This window comes from Agromyces terreus (genome assembly GCF_009749465.1).
GTDB classification, from domain to species: domain Bacteria; phylum Actinomycetota; class Actinomycetes; order Actinomycetales; family Microbacteriaceae; genus Agromyces; species Agromyces terreus.
The window spans coordinates 1-20430 of sequence record NZ_WBIS01000019.1 but is presented as its reverse complement, the minus strand read 5'-3'; the positions used below and the strand labels follow the sequence as shown (position 1 = coordinate 20430).

The window sequence follows — 20430 nt, the reverse complement described above, 5'->3', positions numbered from 1 at the left end:
GTCGGCCGGGGCGGCGGCCGGGGCCGAAGCGGCGGCGACCTCGGCGACGGCGGCGACCTCGACCGCAGCGACCGCCGCGGGCGCCGCCGTCTGCTCGGCGCGCACCGCCTGCGCCGGCTCCTCGGCCGGACGGGGCGTGGTGTGCGGGGTCCACTTCGCGCCGTCCCAGTACCGCAGCACCGCGGCATCCGCTTCGTCGTCGTACCAGCCGGCTGCGCGTCGTCGCACGTCGGTCATCGCGCACTCTCCGGGGCGTCGGGGGTTTCGGGGGGTCGTGGGCGTCGCTGCGCCCGGATCGCGCGCACCGCGAGCTGCACCGCCGCGACGATCACGAAGGCGGCGAACAGGCGTGCCGACCATTCGGGCGAGAGGAGGAAGGCGATGCCGACGCCCGCGAAGGACGCGACGGTCGCCGCCGCGCCGACGACGAGGGCCTCGTGCAGGTCGACGAGCTTCGCCCGGGAGTTCGCGACCGTGCCGCTGATCGCCGTCGGGATCATCACCGCGAGCGAGGTGCCCTTCGCCATGAGGTCGCCCATGCCGAAGAACGCGATGAACGCGGGCACCATGATCGCGCCGCCGCCGATGCCGAACAGGCCCGAGGCGATGCCCACGCCGATGCCGAGCGCGAACAGGGCGAGGTCGGGCAGCAGGTCGAATCCGACGTGGCCGCCGCCGCGCTCCGGCACGACGAGCAGCATGCGCACGGCGATGGCGACGAGCAGCGCGATGAACAGCCAGCGCAGCCAGACGATCGGCAGCCGGCGCAGGAGCCACGTGCCGATCCAGGATCCGATCACCCCGCCGATCGCGACGAAGAGCGCCGCGACGAGGTCGACCTCGCCGTTCACGAGGTACGTGATCGAGCCCGCGATCGAGGCCGGCACGATCGCGGCGAGCGAGGTCGCGGTGGCGTGCCGCTGGTCCATGTGCGCGAACACGATGAGCAGGGGCACCATGAGGATGCCGCCGCCGACGCCGAACGCGCCCGAGAGCAGCCCGCCCGCGGCGCCGACGAGCGCGAGCCGCAGCCACAGCCCACGGGCGCGCGGGCGCGCGTCGGGCGGGGTGGGGGAAGGCACCAACCCACTGTAGCCGGGGCTCGCATCGGGCGATGCGCCGCGGCGGATGCCTCGGGGCGCCTCAGGGCGGATGCCTCGGGCCGGCGTGCGGCCCGGACGCGCCAGGCGGCCCGGTCGGCTCAGGCGGCGCGGTCGCCCGCCGCGACGAGTTCGTCGAAGGACGCCCGCACGGGAGCGGCGGCGGCCGCCGACGGATCGTCGTGCGCGAGCCGCGCCGCGTCGGCCGTCGAACCGCCCGCCGAGGGCGCCGTGCCGGACGTCGCGGCCGGCCGGATGACCGCGGTCGAACGCCGAACGCCCCTGGCCGCCATGACGAGGCCGACGCCGACGGTCGAGCCGATCGTGTTGAGCACGAGATCGCGCGGATCGGAGACCCGGTCGGGCAGCACGAGCTGCACGAGCTCGATGCCGGCGGTGAACGCGAACCCCGCGAACAGAGCGAGCGGCCAGCGACGACGGTGGAGGAGGAGCGCGGCGAGCACGCCCACCGGAATGAAGAGCATCACGTTGAACGCGATCTCGGCGAAGTAGCCCGTCGACCACGTGATCGGCGACGTCCAGGCCGCCGGGCTCAGGATGCCGCCCGCGACCTCGTGGCCGTCGGTGCTCCACGGCGCCGGGCCGATGGTCAGCCACAGCACGCCGGCAGCGTAGAGCACGGCGGCGAATCGCAGGGGGCGGCGGTTCATCCGTCGATTCTCCACCCGATTCCCGTGATCCGTCTGCGATCCCGAGCATGTTCCCAGAACGGTGTCAGGCGGCTCATATCACGAACTCATCACGTAGTCTGTACAGCCGCGAGGAAACCGATAGGCTAGCCGGACGATTCCTCCATCAAGCGGGCACTCGCCCGTAGCTCAAATCTGATTGCCCGGAGGCGGTTCTTCCGCGTGGCATGACCCGATACGAGAAGGCCGATGCCGTTGGGCACCCGGTCCCTCGCCCCGCTCTGACGGCACCGTGTCGTCGGGGTCGCGATCTCCAACGATCGCATCGGGTCCGCAAGTGCGGCCCGCAAGACAGAAGGACAGCAGTATGGCAACCGGAACCGTCAAGTGGTTCAACGCCGAAAAGGGCTTCGGCTTCATCGCTCCCGACGACGGCTCGGCCGACGTCTTCGCGCACTTCAGCGCCATCACGGGCAACGGCTACCGTTCGCTCGAAGAAGGCCAGAAGGTCGAGTTCGAGGTCGCTCAGGGCCCCAAGGGCCTGCAGGCGGAGAACATCCGCGGTCTCTGACCCGCGACGTTCGCTCAACGAACGCCGTCGTCCCACTCCGGTGGGGCGGCGGCGTTCGTCATGCGACGGGCGGATGCCGCGACCGGGCGTCGCCCGCCCCGCGGCATCCGCAGTTCAGGCCGTGACGTGGTCGCGCCAGGAGTGCGCGGGCTCGAAGCCGAGCACCCGTCGCGCCTTGTCGATCGAGAGCAGCGTCGTGTTGACCCCGAGGTCGCCGCGCACCTCGACGCCCGGGAACACCTCGGCCACGAGTTCGGCGTTCGGCCTCGACATGACGGTGTCGGCCGCCGCGATGATGAACCGGTCGAACCCCGGCCCCGCGTTCGCGAGCGCACGGCTCACCGCCTGGGCGCCGTCGCGCGCGTCGATGTAGCCCCAGAGGTTCCACTTGCGCGACGATGCGTCGGCGTCGAACCCGGGGAACGCGGCGTAGTCCTCGGGATCCATCACGTTCGAGAAGCGGAGGGCCGTGATCGACAGGTCGGGGTTCCAGCGCACGAGCTCGATCGCCATGGTCTCCTCGAGGTGCTTCACGAGGGAGTACGTGCTCTCGGGGCGGGCGGGGTACTCCTCGTCGACCGGGATGTACGGCGGCGGCACGTCGAACGGGAGCCCGAGCACGGTCTCGCTCGAGGCCGTCACGATGCGCGTGATGCCGAGCCGCCTCGCGGCCTGGAGCACGTTGTGGGTCGCGAGCATGTTGTTGCGGAACGTCGCGGTGTCGCTCGCGAGTCCGGGCGCCGGGATGGCCGCGAGGTGCACGATCGCGTCGGCGCCGTCGTGGCGGTCGTCGACCCCGGCGATCGCGTCGATCACCTGGCCGTAGTCGGTGAGGTCGACCCGCACGACGGCGCCGCGCTCGCCGTGCTGATCGAGGTTCACGACGTCGTGGCCCTCGTCGCGGAGGGTCGAGACGACGGTGCGGCCGAGCTTGCCGGATCCCCCGGTGACGATGATGCGCATCGGCCCAGTCTCGCAGCCTCCCGGCCCGTGTGCGCCGGGCGTCGGAAATCAGACGATGGATGCCGCAATCGGCATATATCCGGGCCTTTTTCCCAGCCCGTTCCCATGCTGAGGCAATACGGTCGACCCATCTTCAGCGGGTGATCGCCCGCGACCCACGGCTGGGAAGTCGATGACCAGCTGGGAAAGATCATCTCTCACACCGAATCCCTCGGTGCGATCCGGGCTACGAAGCCCCGCACCGGCGCTGCTGCAGATGTGACGCGCAGCTTCACCGCCCTCTCCCGAGTCGTCCGCGAGTCCGGACTCCTCGGCCGCACCCGATGGTTCTACGCCGCACTGGTGACGACCCTCTCGCTCGCGCTCGGCGGGGTGATCACCGGGTTCATCCTGCTCGGCGACTCCTGGTTCCAGCTGCTCATGGCGGGGGCGCTCGGCCTCATCCTCACCCAGTTCGCGTTCCTCGCGCACGAGGCCTCGCACCGCCAGGTGCTCGAGTCGGGCCCCGCGAACGACCGCGTCGGCCGCATCCTCGCCGCCGGCGTCGTCGGCATCAGCTACTCGTGGTGGATGACGAAGCACACGCGCCACCACGCGAACCCCAACAAGATCGGCAAGGATCCCGACATCGAGTGGGACACGATCTCGTTCACCGAGACCGACGCCGCGAAGCAGAAGGGCCTGCTCGCCGCGATCACGCGCAAGCAGGGCTACCTGTTCTTCCCGTTGCTCACGCTCGAGGGGCTGAACCTGCACGCCCGCTCGCTCACGACCCTCATGGAGCGCCGCCCCGTCAAGGGCCGGTGGATCGAGCTCGGCCTCATCGCCGCCCACTTCACGGTGTACCTCGGGGCGATCTTCTGGGTGCTCCCGCTCGGCATGGCGTTCGCCTTCATCGGCGTGCAGATGGCCGTGTTCGGCGTGTACATGGGCGCCTCGTTCGCCCCGAACCACAAGGGCATGGCCCTGATCCCCGCGGACTCGAAGCTCGACTTCTTCTCGAAGCAGGTGCTCACCTCGCGCAACATCTCGGGCGGGCTCTGGGCGAGCACGCTCCTCGGCGGCCTCAACTACCAGGTCGAGCACCACCTCTTCCCGAACATGCCGCGCCCGCACCTGGCCAAGGCCCGCGAGATCGTGCGTGAGCACTGCGCGACCGTCGGCGTGCCGTACACCGAGACCACGCTCGCGCAGTCGTACGGCATCGTCATCCGATACCTGAACCAGGTCGGGCTCTCGGCCCGCGACCCGTTCGACTGCCCGATGGTCAACCAGTTCCGACGGGTCTGACCGAAAGACTTCCGGTCGCGGACATCGCAACCGGAACCCGCACGGCCTCGCCGTGCACCCCGCATTCGCCTCGGCGATGCGGATTATATGAAGGAATGCATTATGGCTACCGGAACCGTCAAGTGGTTCAACGCCGACAAGGGCTTCGGCTTCATCGCTCCCGACGACGGCACGGCTGACGTCTTCGCGCACTTCAGCGCGATCGCGTCAGACGGCTACCGCTCGCTCGACGAGAACCAGAAGGTCGAATTCGAGACCGCCGCCGGGCCCAAGGGCCCCCAGGCCGAGAACATCCGCGTCATCGCGTAGTTCTCGCGCATCGATCGGCGCCTCGCGCCGGTAGACGAGCGGATGCCACGGTCGCCGCCTCCTTGCGAGGCGTGCGCCGAGGCATCCGCTCGTTCTCGTTCCGGGGGGTCTGGGCGTCTTCGAAGCTTCGCTCCATAGGCTCGGCGCGAGACCCCGTGCACCCCCGACCGAGGAGCCCCCAATGCAGTGCCCCAATGACGGAGCCGTGCTCGTGATGAGCGAGCGCAGCGGCATCGAGATCGACTACTGCCCGACCTGCCGCGGCGTGTGGCTCGACCGCGGCGAGCTCGACAAGATCATCGAGCGTGCCGCGGGCGACTTCGGCGCCGCACCGGTCGCCCCCGCCGCTCCGGCAGCGCCCGCAGCGCCGCCGCAGCCGGCCTACCAGCCGCCGCAGCCCGCGTACCGGCAGCCGGCCTACGGCCAGCAGCCCTACGGCCAGCAGCCCTACGACAACCGTTACGACGATCGCGGACGTGGCGACCAGGGCCACTCCCGCAAGAAGAAGAAGGACAACTGGTTGTCGGAGCTCTTCGACTGAGTCGGGCTCGACCGGTTCGAGCAGGCGAACGGATGCCGCGGCGCGGCGCTCATCAGGAGCGCGGCGCCGCGGCATCCGTCGTTCCGGGGTGGCAACCGCTCGGCACTTCTCGCGACCGGGTTGACGTCGAGCGCGAGCCGTCGTACCCTTAGTCAATCCAATAGTTGATCAACGAAAGGGTTGCACGCGGATGATCCTCGACCCGAGTGCCGACGACCGGCTCGACCGGGCCTTCATGGCCCTGGCCGACCCGGTACGACGCGGCATCATCGCGAGGCTCAGCCGAGGCCCGGCGACCGTCAACGAGCTCGCCGAACCCTTCGAGATCACCAAGCAGGCCGTGTCGAAGCACATCCAGGTGCTCGAGCACGCGGGGCTCGTCACGCGAACGCGCGACGCGCAACGCCGCCCCGTGCACCTGGCTCCGGCGCAGCTCGAAGCCCTCACCGCGTGGATCGACCGATACCGGCTGATCCACGAGCAGCGGTTCCGTTCACTCGACGCGCTGCTCGCCACCACCGGCGGCACCGATGCCGCACCATCCGGGGCCGACGCCACCGTCGACCCCGCCCGAAAGGCAGAGAGACCATGACCACCACCACCAACCCCGTCACCATCACCGCCCCCGAGGGGCTGCCGTTCATCGAGATCGAGCGCGAGTTCGATGCGCCGGTCGCCGCGCTCTTCAACGCGCACCGCGACCCCGAGCTCGTGAAGCAGTGGCTCGGGCCGAACGGCTACGAGATGCAGATCGAGCGCTGGGACTTCGTGCCCCAGGGCGGGTACCGCTACGTGCACGTCGACCCGTCGGGCGAGGCGTATGCGTTCAACGGCACCTTCCACACCGTCCGCGAGAACGAGTTCGCCATCCAGACCTTCGAGTTCGAGGGCTACCCCGACGTCGTCGCGATCGAGGCCATGACCTTCGAAGACCTCGGCGGCGGGCGCACGCGTCTGCGCATCCACTCCACCTACCCGAGCGTCGAGGCCCGCGACGGCATGGTCGCCTCGAACATGGAGCAGGGGCTGACCGAGGGCTACGGGCGCCTCGACGCGCTCGTCGCCGCCTGATCGCGGCCCGCCGATCGGCGCCGGCAACGCCCAGGAGAACAGGAGCACATCATGGACTGGACCCTCGAAGTCGTCATCGTCCCGGTCTCCGATCTCGACCGTTCGATCGCCTTCTACCGTGATCAGGTCGGGTTCGACCTCGACCACGACACGGTCAACGAGCACATGCACGTCGCGCAGCTGACCCCGCGCGGCTCGGGCTGCTCGATCGTCATCGGCAGTCTCCCGTCGCAGAACGAGATGGCGCCCGGCTCGCTGCGCGGCCTGCAACTCGTCGTGGCCGACGCCGAGGCCGCGCGCGCCGAGCTCATCGGGCGCGGTGTCGAGGCAGGACCCATCACGGTGTTCGACGAGCGCGACGGCGGCACCTTCTTCGGGTTCGCCGATCCCGACGGCAACACCTGGGCCGTGCAGCAGCTCAGGGTCCGCGCCGAACGACCGCTCATCCCCGTCGATTCGCGGGGGCGGTTCGGCGCCGAGCAGGAGTCGTAGCCGAACGGCGCCCGCCGTGGCCGAGCGGATGCCTCGCGCCGAGCACTCGTCGAGTGCCGGTGTCGGGGCATCCGCTCGTATTCGCCCCGTGCCCGCCCGCCCCCGTTCGTGCGAGCATCGAGGCATGACCGAGATCCTCCGCTACGCCGCCTTCACCGATCGACCCGACGGCGGCAACCCGGCCGGCGTGGTGCTCGACGCGAGCGACCTCGACGACGAGCGCATGCAGCGCATCGCCGCCGAGGTCGACTTCGCCGAGACCGCGTTCATCACCGGCCGCGACGGCGACGCCTACCTGGTTCGCTACTTCTCGCCGATCGCGGAGGTGCCCTTCTGCGGCCACGCCACGGTCGCGACCGCCGTGGCCCTCGCCGAGCGCGGTGCGTCGGGACGCATCCGCTTCCTGACGCCCGTAGGCGAGATCGCCATCGAGACCACCGGGGGAGCGGCCGGGCCGCGGGCGGCGTTCACGAGCGTCGACACCGAAGTCGCCGAGCTCCCGCACGCCACGGTCGAGCGCCTCCTCGCCCTGCTCGGGCTCGACGCCGCCGCGCTCTCGACCGCGCTGCCGCCGCGGCTCGCCTTCGCCGGCAACTGGCATCCGGTGCTCGTCGTCGACGACGCGGCGGCGTTCGACGGGTTCGCCTTCGACCCCGACGACGTGCGCGCGTACATGAACGAGCAGGCCTGGCCCGCGACGATCACCGTGCTGCACCCGTCGGGGCCAGGGCGCTTCGAGGCCCGCAACCTCTTCCCCGTCGGGCGCATCACCGAGGACCCGGCCACGGGCTCGGCCGCGGCATCCGTCGGCGGCTACCTTCGCGCGCTCGGCGCGGTCGACGCGCCCGCCCGCGTCGTCGTCGAGCAGGGCCGGCACGTGGGGCGGCCGGGTGAGCTCACCGTCGACATCCCGGTCGCGGGCGGCATCACCGTGAGCGGCGGCGCCGTCGCGATGTAGCCGCGCGCAGTCGGGTGTCTGCGCTCGAGTCGCCCGACGCTCGAGTCGCCCGACTTTGGACGGATTCGGGCGACTCGGAGGGTTGCGTGCCGGGCGGATGCCGCGGAGCTGGGTGACTGCGCTCGAGTCGCCCGACTTTGGACGGATTCGGGCGACTCGGAGGGTTGCGTGCCGGGCGGATACCGCGACTGAACGGGGTCAGGCGGGTGGCGCCGAGCCGTCCGACGGTGCCGACGGTTCCGTCGGGGTCGGCGCGGGCGCCCCGTCATCGGTCGGAGCGGCGTGGCGGCCGTGCACGGCCGAGGCATCTGCGGTGCCCGTTCCGGTCGGGATGTCGATCGGGACCGTCGTCGAGACCAGTCCGATCGAGCGCCCGAACCGACGAAGCCAGTGCGGCCCGCGGACGATCGCGCCCTCGGTGAGCGGCTGCTCGACCTCGAGGCCGTAGTACTGGCCGATCTGGTCGCGGAACTGCGCGCGGCGCGCGAGCTCGTACGCGCGGCGCTCGCGGCTGAACGCGATGATCGTCGACCAGCACATCAACAGCATCACGAGGCTGAACGGCAGGGCGATGATGATCGCCGCCGTCTGCATGGCCTGCAGGCCGCCCGACAGCAGCAGCGAGATCGCGAGCACCGCGGTGATGAGGGTGAAGAACGTGCGGATCCAGCGACGCGGCTCGAGCTTGCCGCCGGTCGCGATCATGCCCATCACGAGCGCGCCCGAGTCGCTCGAGGTGATGAAGAAGACGGCGATGAGGATGATCGCGCCGATGGTGGTCACCGAGGTGCCCGGGATCTGCGCGAGCATCTCGAACAGGGCCCCCTCGATGTTCACCGAGCCGTCGGGGCCGGTCAGCGTGCCGGGGGCGTTCAGCTCGATGTAGAGCGCCGAGCCGCCGAGCACCGAGAACCAGAGGATGCCGATGAGTGTGGGCACGAGGATGACGCCGGCGACGAACTGGCGCACCGTGCGGCCGCGCGAGACGCGCGCGATGAAGATGCCGACGAACGGTGCCCACGAAATCCACCAGCCCCAGTAGAACGAGGTCCACGACGCCTGCCACGCCTCGCCCGCCTCGCCCTGGAACGCGCTCACGTTGAAGGACAGGCCGATGTAGTTCTGGATGTAGTTTCCGGTGGACTGCACGAACTCGCGCAGCAGGAACTCGGTCTGGCCGAAGCTCAGCACGAACAGGAGCAGCGCACCGGCGAGCATGAGGTTCATCGACGAGAGCCACTTCATGCCCCTCGTCACGCCCGACAGCACCGAGGCGAGCACGAAGACCGTGATGACGAGGATGATGACGACCTCGCTCCAGACGGATGCCTCGATGAAGCCCGCCGACTCGAGGCCGGCGCTGATCTGCAGCACGCCGAGGCCGAGGGAGGTCGCCACGCCGAACACCGTGCCGACGAGTGCGATGACGTCGATCGCGTTGCCCCACCCGCCGCGAACGCGCGACCCGAGCAGGGGCTCGAGGGTCCAGCGGATCGAGAGCGGGCGCTTGCGGCGGTGGATCGCGTACGCGAGCGCGAGGCCCACGACCACGTAGATCGACCACGCCTGCACGCCCCAGTGCAGGTAGGTCTGGCTGAGCGCCTGCTGCGCCAGGAACTCGGGACTCCCGGTCACGCCGGGCCGCGGATCCGCGTAGTGGCTGAGCGGCTCGCTCACCCCGTAGAACACGAGGCCGATGCCCATGCCCGCGGCGAACAGGAGCGAGAACCACGCCCCGAGCGAGAACTCGGGCTTGTCGTCGTCGGCCCCGAGGTGGATGTCGCCGTATCGGCTGAACCCCACGAAGAGGCAGAACGCCACGAAGAAGGCCGCGATGAGCACGTAGTACCAGTTGAACGCGTTGACGATGGTCGACTGGATCGCGCCGAACATCGCCTCGGCGAGGTCGGGAGCGATCAGCGCGAACGCCGAGAAGCTGCCGATCACGATCGCGGCGGGCCAGAACACCCACCGCTCGAAGCTGGACTTGCCGGATCCCCCATCCATGTCGGCAACACTACCCATACCGCCCGCAGCCCGGGTCGGATGCCGCGGATCGGCGTTCGGAGTCCGTGACATCCGTTCGGGGCATTGCATCGAACGGCCTCGGCGACGATCATGAACCGGGGGGATGTGCGGATGGGACGACAAGCCAAGGCGACCTGGATCGGCGACGACGGTCTGGCCGCCGTGACGCTGCACCTCGAGTGGGGCGGCCTGCAGGTCTCCGGAGAACGGCACGCCCGTCTCCCGCGCAGCGCCATGTCGCATGTGCGCGCCGCCGACGGCGTCGTCTCCTTCGTCGCCGACGGCGACGAGTACCGGTTCCGGCTGGGCGCGAGCGCCTCGGCGTGGGCCGACGCGCTCACGACGACGCCGCCCACGCTCGCCGAGAAGCTCGGCGTCGCGGCCGGCCGCACGGTCGCGGTACGTGGGGACCTCCCCGTGGCCGAGCTCGAGGACGCCCTGTCCGACGCGATGCGCGTGCCGCCGTTCGAGGCCGAGCTCGTGGTGGTCGTCGTGCGCGACCCCGACGAGCTCGCGTCCCTGCCCGTGTGGTTCCGCGAGTGCGGGGTCGACTCGCCCGTCTGGGTCGTGCACGGCAAGGGGCGCCAGTCCACGGCCCCCCGCGACACGGCCGTGCGCAGCGCGCTCCGCGAGAGCGGCTGGCGCGACACGAAGGTCAGCGCCATCGCCGACAGCTGGTCGGCGACGCGCTTCCATCCCGCCAAGGCGGGCTGAGCGCGGCCGGTCCGACGGCACGCGGCGTTAGGCTCGACGAGCGGTTTCGGCGTCCGGACGACGAGCGGCCGCGGCATCCGTCAACGCATCAGGAGGATCCCCATGCAGCGTCGCACCCTCGGACGTACCGGTCGCACCGTCTCGGCGATCGGCCTCGGCACCTGGCAGCTCGGCGCCGACTGGGGCGAGGTCGAGGAGGCCGACGCGCTCGCCGTGCTCGACGCCGCGCACGAGTCCGGCGTCACGTTCTTCGACACGGCCGACGTGTACGGCGACGGCCGCAGCGAGTCGCTCATCGGGTCGTGGCGGCGCGCGAATCCCGACGCCGGCGTCACGGTCGCGACGAAGATGGGCCGCCGCATGCCGCAGGAGCACGCGAACTACTCGCCCGAGCACTTCCGCGCCTGGATCGACCGTTCGCGCGGCAACCTCGGCGTCGACACCGTCGACCTCGTGCAGCTGCACTGCCCGCCCACCTCCGTCTACGGCGACGACGCCGTGTTCGACGCCCTCGACGCCCTCGTCGACGACGGGTCGATCGCCGCCTACGGCGTCAGCGTCGAGCGGGTCGACGAGGCGCTCGCCGCGATCGCGCGCCCGAACGTGGCGAGCGTGCAGATCATCCTCAACGCGTTCCGGTTGAAGCCGCTCGACGAGGTGCTGCCCGCGGCGCGCGAGGCCGGCGTGGGCATCATCGCCCGAGTGCCGCTCGCGAGCGGCCTGCTCTCCGGCCGCTACACGCGCGACACCGTCTTCGCCGCGAACGACCACCGCACCTACAACCGGCACGGCGAGGCGTTCGACGTGGGCGAGACGTTCTCGGGCGTCGACTACGACACAGGCGTGGCCGCGGCCGCCGAGTTCACCGCGCTCGCCCGCGAGGCGGCACCCGACGTCACCGCCGCGCAGGTCGCCCTCGCCTGGGTCGCCTCCCGCGACGGCGTGAGCTCGGTGATCCCGGGCGCGCGCAACCCCGAGCAGGCGCGCGCCAACGCGGCGGCGGGCTCGCTCGAGCTCCCGCTCGGCTTCGACGTGGCGGTGCGCGACCTCTACGACCGCGAGATCCGCGGCCAGGTGCACGCGCGCTGGTGACCGGGCTGCCGCACGCGTGATCGAGATCTTCACGGGGTTCGCGGTCATCGCGCTCGCCGTGTTCGTCGGCTGGATCGCCGGACGGCTCGGCGTGCTCGGGCCGAGCGCACGCCCGGTGCTCGCGAAGCTCAACTTCAACGTGCTCGCGCCGTTCCTGCTGTTCTCGGTGCTCGCGTCGAGCGACGTGGGGGCGCTGTTCTCGGTGCTGCTGCCCGTCTCGGCGATCGCGGCGGTCGCGATGATGCTCGTCTTCGCGGCGGTCTCGCTCGCGGTCTGGCGTCGCGGCGTCGCGCGCACAGTGATCGGCTCGCTCGCCTCGGGGTACGTGAACGGCAACAACTTCGGCATCCCGATCGCGGTCTACATGCTGGGGGATGCCGCGTACTCGGCGCCCGTCGTCCTGCTGCAGCTGCTCCTGTTCGCGCCCGTCGCGCTCGCGGTGCTCGGCGCGAAGGTCGAGGGGCGCACCTCGGCGTGGGTCATCGTGCGCTCGACGCTGACGAACCCGATCATCGTCGGATCCCTGCTCGGGGTGCTCGTCGCGGTCACGGGCCTCGAACTGCCGCCGATCGTGCTCGAGCCGATCGAGCTCATCGGGCACGCGGCCGTGCCGCTCATGCTCATCGCGTACGGCCTCTCGCTGCACGGGCAGCGGCTGCTCGAGCCCGGCACGGGGCGCCGCGACGTGCTGCTCGCGTCGACCCTGAAGCTCGTGGCCATGCCGGTCGCGGCCTGGGCGCTCGGCCGGTTCGCGTTCGGACTGGACGGCATCGAGCTGTACGCGGTCACCGCGCTCGCGGCGCTGCCGACCGCGCAGAACGTCTTCGTCTTCGCCCAGCGTTACGAGACGGCCGAGGTCGTGGCCCGCGACACGGTGTTCATCACGACCATCGCGTCGGTGCCGGTGCTCCTCGCGGTCGCGGTGCTCCTCGGCTGAGAGCCCGATGCGCTTTTCAGGAGGGGGTGTGCGATCCGCCCGGCGTGTCGCCTCGGGGCGGGCCTCGACGGGGCGCCGATCGCACACCCCCTCCTGAAAAGTGAATGCCGACGGGGCAGCAGCGGGCAGGATGGCAGACGAACGAAGGAGATCGAATGCCGTTCCTGACCGAAGACGGCCGACCGCTCGACGAGCTGCTGCTCGCCCAGCGCCCGGCCGACGGCGACCGCTTCCACGTGCGCGCCCCCTTCGTCTACGCCGATCCGGTGACCGGGCGACGGTACCCGGTGTCGACCCGGCCCGCCGGCGCGACGCCCGACGGGCACGACCGCGTGCCGGGCGTCACCGATCTCGCGTCGGTGCCGATGTGGCTCTGGAGCTTCATCGCGAGCTACGGCCGCCAGTCCGCCCCGGCGATCCTGCACGACGAGCGTTCGATCGTCGCGGCGGGGCTCGGCGACCGTCGGGCCGCGCTTGCGCAGCGTCGGGTCGACGACCGGGTGTTCCGCACGGGCCTCCGCGAGCAGCGCGTGCCCCTGCTCCGCTCGTGGCTCATGTGGGCGTGGGTCTCGGCCGACCGCGAGCGCGAGTTCGGGGGCGCAGCGGGGTGGCTGCTCATCGTGCAGGCGGTGCTCGGCGCAGTGGTCGCGCTCGCGGCATCCGTGCTCGCCTTCTGGCAGCCGTGGTGGCTCGTCGCGCTGCCCGTCCTTGTGCTCGCCTCACTGCCCTGGCGGAGCCTCGCGCCGTTGGTGCTCGTGCTCACCGGGTCGCTCGCGGTGCTCGGGCCGCTCGTCGCCGTGCATCTCGCGGCGCTCGCCCCGCTGCGGCTGATCGAGGCGGTCGTCGAGCTCGTCAGCGGCGGCGACCCCCGCGACGTGCTGCGCCCGACGGTCGCGCCGCCCGTCGCGCCGCCCGTCGAGCCCTGACCTCGGGACGGGCGGCGCTGCTCACGCGGCGACCTCGTCGACCTCGGCGGGCGTCGGCAGCGGCCGCCGGCGCGCCTGCGCGGCGACCGCGAAGCTGACGACGGCGACCGCGGCGACGACGAGCACCGCGTGGCGTGCGCCGACCTCCGAGGCGAGCAGGCCGAGCAGCGGCGGCGCGGCGAGCGACGAGACGGTCGAGAACGAGGTCACCACGGCGACGCGCGGGCCGGCGTGGTCGGGGTCGTCGGATGCCGCGGAGATCGCGATCGGGTTGCCGAGCGCCGCGCCGCACCCCCAGAGGAGCACGCCGATCCACGCGGTCGCGAGGCTCGGCGAGAACACGAACACGAGCACCCCGGTGAACGTCGCGAGGCCCGAGACGCGCAGCACCGCGACGCGCCCGAACCGGTCGATGAGCGGGGTGCCGAGGAACCGGAAGACGGTCATCGCGCCGACGAAGGTGCCGTAGGCGAGGGCGCCGGCGGCCTCGACGGTCGCGAACCCGTCGACGACGGCGAGGGCGAGCCACGTCGTCGCGGTGCCCTCGGCGAGCGAGGCCGCGAGCAGCACGACGCCGAGCAGGAGGGTGCGGGGCTCGAGCCAGGCGCCGACCGCCTGCTTGACGGCGCCGCGGTTGCGCGTCTTGGTCGCGGCCTGCTCGATCGACCCGGTCTCGGTCGTGATCGGCACGTGCAGGGTCAGCGCCGTGGCCGGGCGCAGCAGCGCGAGCCGGGTCGCGGTGACGGCCGCGAGCACGACGAGGATCTGCACGGTGATCGACACATGCGCGGCGGCGAACGCGGCGCCGACGAGGGCGCCGACGGCGGCTCCGATCGAGAAGCAGGCGTGGAAGTGCGGCAGGATCGCGGTGCCCACCCTGCGCTCGACCTCGGCGGCGTTCGTGTTGATCGGCACGTTGACGAGCGCCCCGCAGAACCCGTTCACGAACGCGCCGGCGATGAAGAACCGCACGTCGCCGGTGGCGGTCGCGACGGCGATCGCGCCGAACCCGACCACGTTGCCGACGGTGCCGGCCAGCAGCGCGCGCCGGCTGCCGAACCGGGCGACGACGACGCCGATCGTCAGCGCGCCGGTGAGCGAACCTGCGCCGCCCACGATCATGAGGGCGCCGAGTTGGGCCGCGTCCACGTCGAGCGCCTCGCGGATCGACGGCATCCGGCTGAGCCAGGACGACATGATCAGGCCGAACAGGGCGAACTGCACGAGCAGGGACCAGCGGGCCGCGCGAACCTCATCCATAGTAAGGAACCTTGCCAGAGATCCGGATGCCGCGCACGACGGCATGGCCCGCCCGCGGTCGTCGGGGCCCGGCGTCAGCTCGCCCCGGCGGTCGCCTTGGCCTGCGCCTGCTTCTCGGGCCAGCCGTGGAACGCCCTCGCCCACGCTTCGGCCCACCAGCCCTCCGGGACGAGCAGTTCCTGCCGCCGCCCGAGCGTCCGGCTGTACGCCGTGCTCCTGCGGGCGATGCTGAGCGACAGCGGACGTTCGGCGTCCGCCACGATGCGCTTCACTTCTTCCTGAGCGGTGCGCGCAGGCACGACCACCGGCGCCGGCGCGAACCGCGCCTCGAGCCAGCAGAAGAGCGTCACGACGACGAACGCCGCGCCGAGCCACCAGCGCCACGGGTCGGCGATCTGCCACCACTGCGTCACGCTGAACCACACCACGACCGCGGCCCCGGTCACGTAGACCAGGCGGGGGATGCTCGTGAGTCCCAGCCACCATCCGACGGGCAGGGGGCAGCGGTCCCAGAGCAGGGTGCGCTCGACGTAGCCGGTGATCACCTGATTGACCCAGATCAGCAGGGCCGCGACGAGGCCGCCCGCCACCAGCCATCCCCAGCCGGTCAGCATGCCGTCGGCCTGCAGGAATCCGATGCCCGCGGTGGCGTCGGGTGCCGGCTCGGCGCCGTTGAGCAGGTCGCCGATCAGCGCGAAGGGACTCGCGAGCCAGACGAGCACGGTCGCGAAGAACGCCGAGACGGCCGTGATGCCGGGCAGCAGCGCCGCGATGACGACCGAGGCCAGTAGGTTGGTGCCGAGCGACTTCTTGTTGATCACGTTCAGCCGGTTCTCGAGGTACGCGACCTCGGGCGGCGGGCCGGGGAAATCGGGTCCGAGCAGGTTGCGGATCGTCGGCTCGACGACCTGCAGCGTGTTCAGGTAGTAGTAGGTGTGGTCGAAGATCGGCTGGCTCACGTTGTGCACCGCGTGCTCCTCGGGGCCGAGTGCACCGGTCGTGCGGCGCGGGAAGTAGCTCGCCCGCCAGCGTTCGCGCGCCTTCCGCGGGTCGTCGGCGATGGGGCCCGACGAGAACGGATCCCAGATGGCCCAGTGGTTGGCCCACTGCACGGGCCGGTCCTGGTCCTTGCGGGCGGTGATCCAGTTCTGCACGGGCTTGTACACGTCGCTGCGCCCGCGCCACTTGTCGCGCCCGAGCAGGGTGACCGCGGCGCCGACGGTCGTGAGCTGGCGGACGTTGTAGGCGTTCGGGTCCATCTCCTCGAAGAGGGTGAACGTCGACACGGCCGCGCCCTGCGAGTGCGCGAACACGTGCACGTCGCCGTCGCCGACGAGCGCCTTCGCGCGCTCGATCGCCTGGCGCACGACGAGCCGCATCGCGTTCGCCCGCACCGGTGTCTCCTTCCAGGCGGTGACGTCGCCGATGGATTCGGCGATGCCGTCGATGACCGACTCCGCGGCCTTCTTGAGCGCCGGGATCAGCAGCAGCGGACTCACGAGCGGCAGCACGGGGGTGAGCACGACCGCCACGGCGAGCACGAATGCCGACAGCGGAAGGTAGACGGCGAAGCCGACGACGACGCGCACGAGGTCGAAGAGGAACGTGAGCGCCTTCAGCAGCAGTGCGAGCCCGCGTCGTGGCGTGAGCGCGTGCTCGACGAGGGTGTACCAGGGCAGCATCACCAGGGTGGCCCAGAACAGTCGCAGCATGCGGCGGACCGCACGCCACATGAAGGGGGCCGCCCACCGGAAGATCTGGCTGCGCGAGAGCGGCACGAACGAGTCCGACCACCGGGCCTCGACGATCGCGATGCGCTTCGTGATGCGTTCGACCGGCCCGATCGGGTCGCCGTCGGGAGTCGTGGCCCGGCGCTTCGGGAAGGTCACGGTCGCCCCCACGATCGGCGCGTCGCCCGCGAGGTCGGAGGTCTCGAGGCGCACGCCGTCCGAGTCGACGGCGCCGTAGATGCGGTCGCGCGCCATCCAGTCCATGCGGGCGAGCAGCGGTTCGGCCCACTCGAGCAGGATCTGGCTCTTGTATGCGGCGCCCATGCCGTGCACGACCACGAGCGCGATGTCGTAGGCGCCGTCGGCCGGCGCCGTTCCGGCTCGTCGGGCCCGGGGCTGCCATGCGTCCCCGCCGGGGGCGTCGTCGGCTGCTTCCGCCTCGGGGGGCGGGGTCGCTTCGGTGAGACGCATGGCGGCCTCCTGGGCTCAGGGCGCGGTGGTGCAGGTCGATCCGACGGTAGCGCCGCGCGATCACCGCCGACAAGGGAGATCCGCGGATTTCCGGGCCTGCACCGAGGTCGGCATGCCTCAGGGGCGCCTTCGCAGGCGATGGGCGGATGCCGCGCCGTGCCCTGGTGCGCCCGTCGCCGGCCGTCGGGCGGCCGAGTTCAGTGCTGCCCCTGAGGTGCCGGGTCGGGTCGGTCGGTAGCTTCGAACCCGATCGCAGTCCGCGGACCGCAGGGGGAACTGTCACCGCGACCTCGATCGCGAGCCGGCGGCGGCGTGACCCGAGTCACGCCGCATGCCGGCTCCCCTTCTCCTCCGCCTCCCGTGGCGGGGCGCTGCGCGGCGGGCGGCGCCGACGGCGGGGTAGGGCAGACTCGTACGGGTGACCCAGCCGCTGCTCGACCGCGTTCCGCGCCCGTACGACGCCGATGCCATGTACGACGCGTTCGTCGACTGGGCCGACGACCGGGGGCTCTCCCTGTATCCCGCGCAGGACGAGGCGATCATCGAGATCGTGTCGGGCGCGAACGTGATCCTCTCGACGCCGACCGGCACGGGAAAGTCGCTCGTCGCGGTCGCCGCCCACGCGGCATCCGTCGCCGCCGGAGGCCGCACGTACTACACGGCGCCCATCAAAGCGCTCGTGAGCGAGAAGTTCTTCCAGCTCGCCGACATCTTCGGTGCGGCGAACGTGGGCATGGTCACGGGCGACAGCTCGGTGAACCCCGACGCGCCGATCATCTGCTGCACGGCCGAGATCCTCGCGAACCTCGCGCTCCGCCACGGGGCCGAGTCCGACGTGGACCAGGTCGTCATGGACGAGTTCCACTACTACGGCGACCCCGACCGCGGGTGGGCGTGGCAGGTGCCGCTGCTCATGCTGCCGCGTGCGCAGTTCATCCTCATGTCCGCCACCCTCGGCGACGTCACGCCCATCGCCGAAGACCTCGAACGTCGCACCGGCCGCCCGACGGCCAGGGTCACGGGCGTCGACCGCCCCGTGCCGCTGCACTACTCGTACGCGAAGACGCCCGTGCAGGAGACCGTCGAGGAACTGCTCGACACCCGGCAGGCGCCCGTCTACATCGTGCACTTCTCGCAGGCCGCGGCCATGGAGCGGGCGCAGGCGCTGTCCTCGATCCGCGTCGTCACGCGCGAGCAGCGCGACGAGATCGCCGAGGCGATCGGCGGGTTCCGGTTCACGACCGCGTTCGGCAAGACGCTCTCGCGGCTCGTGCGGGCGGGCATCGGCGTGCACCACGCCGGCATGCTGCCCCGCTACCGCCGCCTCGTCGAGACGCTCGCCCAGCGGGGCCTGCTGCGCGTCATCTGCGGCACCGACACCCTCGGCGTCGGCATCAACGTGCCGATCCGCTCGGTGCTCATCACCGCGCTCACGAAGTTCGACGGCCAGAAGATGCGGCAGCTGAGCGCGCGCGAGTTCCACCAGATCGCGGGCCGTGCCGGTCGCGCCGGCTACGACACGGCGGGCACCGTCGTGGTGCTCGCGCCCGAGCACGAGATCGAGAACGAGGTCGCCGTGCGCAAGGCCGGCGACGACGCGAAGAAGCTCAAGCGCATCGTGCGCAAGAAGGCGCCCGCGGGCCAGATCACGTGGGGCGAGGCCTCCTACGACCGCCTCGTCGCGGCCGAACCCGAGCCGCTGACCCCGCAGCTGAAGCTCACCGCGGCGATGCTCATCAACGTCATCGGTCGCGGCGGAGACGTCGTCGCCGGCATCCGCTCGCTCGCCTTCGACAACCACGAGCCGCGCAAGCGGCGCTTCGAGCTCGCCCGCCGTGCGCTCGAACTGCTGCGCACCCTCGCCGACGCCGGCGTCGTCGAGATCACCGACGAGCCCGGTCTCGGCGGGCTCGGCGTGCGCGTCGCGCTCACGGTCGACCTGCAGCCGAACTTCGCCCTCAACCAGCCGCTGTCGCCGTTCGCGCTCGCCGCGATCGACCTGCTCGACCCCGAGGCGGCGCCCGGCACGGGCATCGGCACCGGCCACTACGCGCTCGACGTCGTCAGCATCATCGAGTCGACCCTCGACGACCCGCGCCCGATCCTGTCGCAGCAGCAGTTCAAGGCCCGCGGCGAGGCGGTCGCGGCGATGAAGCAGGAGGGCATCGAGTACGACCAGCGCATGGAACTGCTCGAGGAGGTCACCTGGCCCAAGCCCCTCGACGAGCTGCTCGCGCAGGCGTTCGAGACGTTCGCGTCGAGCCAGCCGTGGGTGCGCGACTTCGAGCTCAGCCCGAAGTCCGTCGTGCGCGACATGTTCGAGCGCAGCATGTCGTTCGGCGAGTACGTGTCCTTCCACCAGCTCGCGCGCAGCGAGGGGCTCGTGCTGCGCTACCTGTCCGACGCGTTCCGGGCGGTGCGCCAGACCGTGCCCGACGACGCGAAGACCGAAGACCTGCTCGACCTCATCGAGTGGCTCGGAGAGCTCGTGCGCCAGGTCGACTCGAGCCTCGTCGACGAGTGGAACGAGATGGTCGACCCGACCGCGCACCTCCCCGAGGACGAGGCCGCCGTCGTGCCGCCCGCCCCGCCCTCGGTCGTCACGAACCGGCGGGCCTTCACCGTGCTCGTGCGCAACGAGCTGTTCCGCCGCGTGCAGCTCGCCGCCCTCGAGCGCGACGACGAGCTCGCCGAGCTCGACCCCGACGTGGGCTGGCCCGACGTGCTCGACCGCTACTACGACGAGCACGACGACCTCGGCACGGGCGCCGCCGCGCGCTCGCCGCAGCTGGTCGTCATCGACGAATCGGAAGCCGCGTCCGGCGTGTGGCGGGTCGAGCAGATCCTCGACGACCCCGCGGGCGACCACGACTGGCGCATCCGCGCCGAGGTCGACCTCGACGCCTCCGCCGAGGAGGGCACGGCGATCGTGCGCGTGACCGAGGTCGTGCGGCTGTAGCCCGCGCGGTCAGGCGACGGCGAGCATCGCCGCGGCGGCGAGGGCGAGCACGAGCCCGGCCCACTGCACGGGGGCGATGCGCTCGCGCAGCACGAGCGCCGCGAGCAGGATCGTGCCCGCGGGATACATGGCGCCCAGCACCGACGCGACCGACAGGTCTCCGGCGCGGATCCCGAACAGCAGCAGCGCGTTCGCGACCGCGTCGACCACGCCGCAGGCCACGGCGAGGCGGATGCCGGCGACGAGCGCCGAACGGTCGGCTCGTGGCATCCGCGGGTCTTCGAGGGCTGCGGATGCCTCGCGCGCGGCGCCGTGCGGAGCCCCCGCGCCCACCCGCCCGCGCGCTCGGCCGCGCGCCCGCCCGCGCG

21 protein-coding genes are annotated in these 20430 nt (G+C 71.5%); 13 read left to right on the top strand and 8 right to left on the bottom strand.

Annotated elements, in window-relative coordinates; all coding sequences use genetic code 11:
* The 3 genes from GQQ92_RS16310 to GQQ92_RS16300 form a co-directional block, all read right to left on the bottom strand.
* A partial coding sequence (locus GQQ92_RS16310; protein WP_197738311.1) for a DUF2510 domain-containing protein occupies positions 1–237 on the bottom strand: 237 nt, incomplete at its 3' end.
* On the bottom strand, positions 234–1082 hold the full coding sequence (locus GQQ92_RS16685; RefSeq protein ID WP_197738310.1) for a sulfite exporter TauE/SafE family protein: 849 nt from the start codon (positions 1080–1082) through the stop codon (positions 234–236). The genes GQQ92_RS16310 and GQQ92_RS16685, both read right to left, overlap by 4 nt.
* Before the next feature lie 119 nt (positions 1083–1201).
* Positions 1202–1771, bottom strand: coding sequence for a VanZ family protein (locus GQQ92_RS16300; protein WP_157000361.1), 570 nt, complete (start codon positions 1769–1771; stop codon positions 1202–1204).
* A gap of 346 nt (positions 1772–2117) precedes the next feature.
* Between GQQ92_RS16300 and GQQ92_RS16295 the strand changes: the two genes are divergently transcribed.
* A complete protein-coding gene (locus GQQ92_RS16295; protein WP_129520071.1) occupies positions 2118–2321 on the top strand; it encodes a cold-shock protein in 204 nt (67 codons plus the stop codon).
* A 114-nt stretch (positions 2322–2435) separates the two neighbouring features.
* Here the strand turns inward: GQQ92_RS16295 and GQQ92_RS16290 are convergent, their stop codons facing one another.
* Positions 2436–3284: an NAD-dependent epimerase/dehydratase family protein gene (locus tag GQQ92_RS16290; protein WP_157000360.1), complete on the bottom strand. Its 849-nt coding sequence runs from the start codon at positions 3282–3284 to the stop codon at positions 2436–2438.
* A 258-nt stretch (positions 3285–3542) separates the two neighbouring features.
* Between GQQ92_RS16290 and GQQ92_RS16285 the strand changes: the two genes are divergently transcribed.
* The 7 genes from GQQ92_RS16285 to GQQ92_RS16255 all read left to right on the top strand — a co-directional run bounded on the left by GQQ92_RS16285 (position 3543) and on the right by GQQ92_RS16255 (position 7945).
* Entirely contained in the window at positions 3543–4574 is a 1032-nt protein-coding gene (locus GQQ92_RS16285) for a fatty acid desaturase family protein (RefSeq protein WP_232057767.1), read from the top strand.
* Between the two features lie 102 nt (positions 4575–4676).
* The gene (locus tag GQQ92_RS16280; RefSeq protein WP_157000358.1) at positions 4677–4883 is read left to right on the top strand and encodes a cold-shock protein; all 207 of its coding nucleotides are present in this window, start codon (positions 4677–4679) and stop codon (positions 4881–4883) included.
* A 181-nt stretch (positions 4884–5064) separates the two neighbouring features.
* The gene (locus GQQ92_RS16275) at positions 5065–5424 is read left to right on the top strand and encodes a TFIIB-type zinc ribbon-containing protein (RefSeq protein ID WP_157000357.1); all 360 of its coding nucleotides are present in this window, start codon (positions 5065–5067) and stop codon (positions 5422–5424) included.
* Between the two features lie 190 nt (positions 5425–5614).
* Positions 5615–6016 carry an ArsR/SmtB family transcription factor gene (locus tag GQQ92_RS16270; RefSeq protein WP_157000356.1) on the top strand — a complete coding sequence of 134 codons (402 nt, stop codon included), beginning with the start codon at positions 5615–5617 and terminating at the stop codon, positions 6014–6016.
* Entirely contained in the window at positions 6013–6495 is a 483-nt protein-coding gene (locus GQQ92_RS16265; RefSeq protein WP_157000355.1) for an SRPBCC family protein, read from the top strand. Before GQQ92_RS16270 ends, GQQ92_RS16265 begins: the two co-directional genes overlap by 4 nt.
* Before the next feature lie 51 nt (positions 6496–6546).
* Positions 6547–6987, top strand: coding sequence for a VOC family protein (locus tag GQQ92_RS16260; protein WP_157000354.1), 441 nt, complete (start codon positions 6547–6549; stop codon positions 6985–6987).
* 124 nt (positions 6988–7111) lie between these two features.
* The gene (locus tag GQQ92_RS16255; RefSeq protein ID WP_157000353.1) at positions 7112–7945 is read left to right on the top strand and encodes a PhzF family phenazine biosynthesis protein; all 834 of its coding nucleotides are present in this window, start codon (positions 7112–7114) and stop codon (positions 7943–7945) included.
* A gap of 198 nt (positions 7946–8143) precedes the next feature.
* On the opposite strand, the gene GQQ92_RS16250 is transcribed toward GQQ92_RS16255, so the two are convergent.
* Positions 8144–9952, bottom strand: a complete 1809-nt coding sequence (locus GQQ92_RS16250; protein ID WP_232057766.1) for a BCCT family transporter — start codon at positions 9950–9952, stop codon at positions 8144–8146.
* Positions 9953–10084: 132 nt separating this feature from the next.
* Here GQQ92_RS16250 and GQQ92_RS16245 point away from each other — a divergent pair, with 132 nt between their 5' ends.
* From GQQ92_RS16245 to GQQ92_RS16230, 4 genes are all read left to right on the top strand, one after another.
* Positions 10085–10687 carry a hypothetical protein gene (locus tag GQQ92_RS16245; protein WP_157000351.1) on the top strand — a complete coding sequence of 201 codons (603 nt, stop codon included), beginning with the start codon at positions 10085–10087 and terminating at the stop codon, positions 10685–10687.
* A 102-nt stretch (positions 10688–10789) separates the two neighbouring features.
* Positions 10790–11779: an aldo/keto reductase gene (locus GQQ92_RS16240; protein WP_157000350.1), complete on the top strand. Its 990-nt coding sequence runs from the start codon at positions 10790–10792 to the stop codon at positions 11777–11779.
* Positions 11780–11795: 16 nt separating this feature from the next.
* Positions 11796–12716 carry an AEC family transporter gene (locus GQQ92_RS16235; protein WP_157000349.1) on the top strand — a complete coding sequence of 307 codons (921 nt, stop codon included), beginning with the start codon at positions 11796–11798 and terminating at the stop codon, positions 12714–12716.
* 155 nt (positions 12717–12871) lie between these two features.
* Complete coding sequence (locus tag GQQ92_RS16230; protein ID WP_197738309.1) at positions 12872–13642, top strand: DUF1353 domain-containing protein; 771 nt, start codon at positions 12872–12874, stop codon at positions 13640–13642.
* A gap of 21 nt (positions 13643–13663) precedes the next feature.
* Here the strand turns inward: GQQ92_RS16230 and GQQ92_RS16680 are convergent, their stop codons facing one another.
* Both GQQ92_RS16680 and GQQ92_RS16675 read right to left on the bottom strand, forming a co-directional pair.
* The gene (locus tag GQQ92_RS16680; RefSeq protein ID WP_197738308.1) at positions 13664–14902 is read right to left on the bottom strand and encodes an MFS transporter; all 1239 of its coding nucleotides are present in this window, start codon (positions 14900–14902) and stop codon (positions 13664–13666) included.
* 74 nt (positions 14903–14976) lie between these two features.
* The gene (locus GQQ92_RS16675; protein ID WP_197738307.1) at positions 14977–17103 is read right to left on the bottom strand and encodes a hypothetical protein; all 2127 of its coding nucleotides are present in this window, start codon (positions 17101–17103) and stop codon (positions 14977–14979) included.
* A gap of 418 nt (positions 17104–17521) precedes the next feature.
* Here GQQ92_RS16675 and GQQ92_RS16220 point away from each other — a divergent pair, with 418 nt between their 5' ends.
* Positions 17522–20062 carry a DEAD/DEAH box helicase gene (locus GQQ92_RS16220; RefSeq protein WP_372493384.1) on the top strand — a complete coding sequence of 847 codons (2541 nt, stop codon included), beginning with the start codon at positions 17522–17524 and terminating at the stop codon, positions 20060–20062.
* 9 nt (positions 20063–20071) lie between these two features.
* On the opposite strand, the gene GQQ92_RS16215 is transcribed toward GQQ92_RS16220, so the two are convergent.
* Positions 20072–20430: EamA family transporter (locus GQQ92_RS16215; protein WP_157000347.1), on the bottom strand; the 359-nt coding region annotated here is incomplete at its 5' end.

Coding starts and splice junctions, on each gene's coding strand:
- GQQ92_RS16250 (WP_232057766.1), bottom strand. CDS start 9,952: ATGGATGGGGGATCCGGCAAGTCCAGCTTCGAGCGGTGGGTGTTCTGG.
- GQQ92_RS16255 (WP_157000353.1), top strand. CDS start 7,112: ATGACCGAGATCCTCCGCTACGCCGCCTTCACCGATCGACCCGACGGC.
- GQQ92_RS16265 (WP_157000355.1), top strand. CDS start 6,013: ATGACCACCACCACCAACCCCGTCACCATCACCGCCCCCGAGGGGCTG.
- GQQ92_RS16280 (WP_157000358.1), top strand. CDS start 4,677: ATGGCTACCGGAACCGTCAAGTGGTTCAACGCCGACAAGGGCTTCGGC.
- GQQ92_RS16245 (WP_157000351.1), top strand. CDS start 10,085: ATGGGACGACAAGCCAAGGCGACCTGGATCGGCGACGACGGTCTGGCC.
- GQQ92_RS16260 (WP_157000354.1), top strand. CDS start 6,547: ATGGACTGGACCCTCGAAGTCGTCATCGTCCCGGTCTCCGATCTCGAC.
- GQQ92_RS16290 (WP_157000360.1), bottom strand. CDS start 3,284: ATGCGCATCATCGTCACCGGGGGATCCGGCAAGCTCGGCCGCACCGTC.
- GQQ92_RS16295 (WP_129520071.1), top strand. CDS start 2,118: ATGGCAACCGGAACCGTCAAGTGGTTCAACGCCGAAAAGGGCTTCGGC.
- GQQ92_RS16275 (WP_157000357.1), top strand. CDS start 5,065: ATGCAGTGCCCCAATGACGGAGCCGTGCTCGTGATGAGCGAGCGCAGC.
- GQQ92_RS16240 (WP_157000350.1), top strand. CDS start 10,790: ATGCAGCGTCGCACCCTCGGACGTACCGGTCGCACCGTCTCGGCGATC.
- GQQ92_RS16230 (WP_197738309.1), top strand. CDS start 12,872: ATGCCGTTCCTGACCGAAGACGGCCGACCGCTCGACGAGCTGCTGCTC.
- GQQ92_RS16680 (WP_197738308.1), bottom strand. CDS start 14,902: ATGGATGAGGTTCGCGCGGCCCGCTGGTCCCTGCTCGTGCAGTTCGCC.
- GQQ92_RS16270 (WP_157000356.1), top strand. CDS start 5,615: ATGATCCTCGACCCGAGTGCCGACGACCGGCTCGACCGGGCCTTCATG.
- GQQ92_RS16675 (WP_197738307.1), bottom strand. CDS start 17,103: ATGCGTCTCACCGAAGCGACCCCGCCCCCCGAGGCGGAAGCAGCCGAC.
- GQQ92_RS16300 (WP_157000361.1), bottom strand. CDS start 1,771: ATGAACCGCCGCCCCCTGCGATTCGCCGCCGTGCTCTACGCTGCCGGC.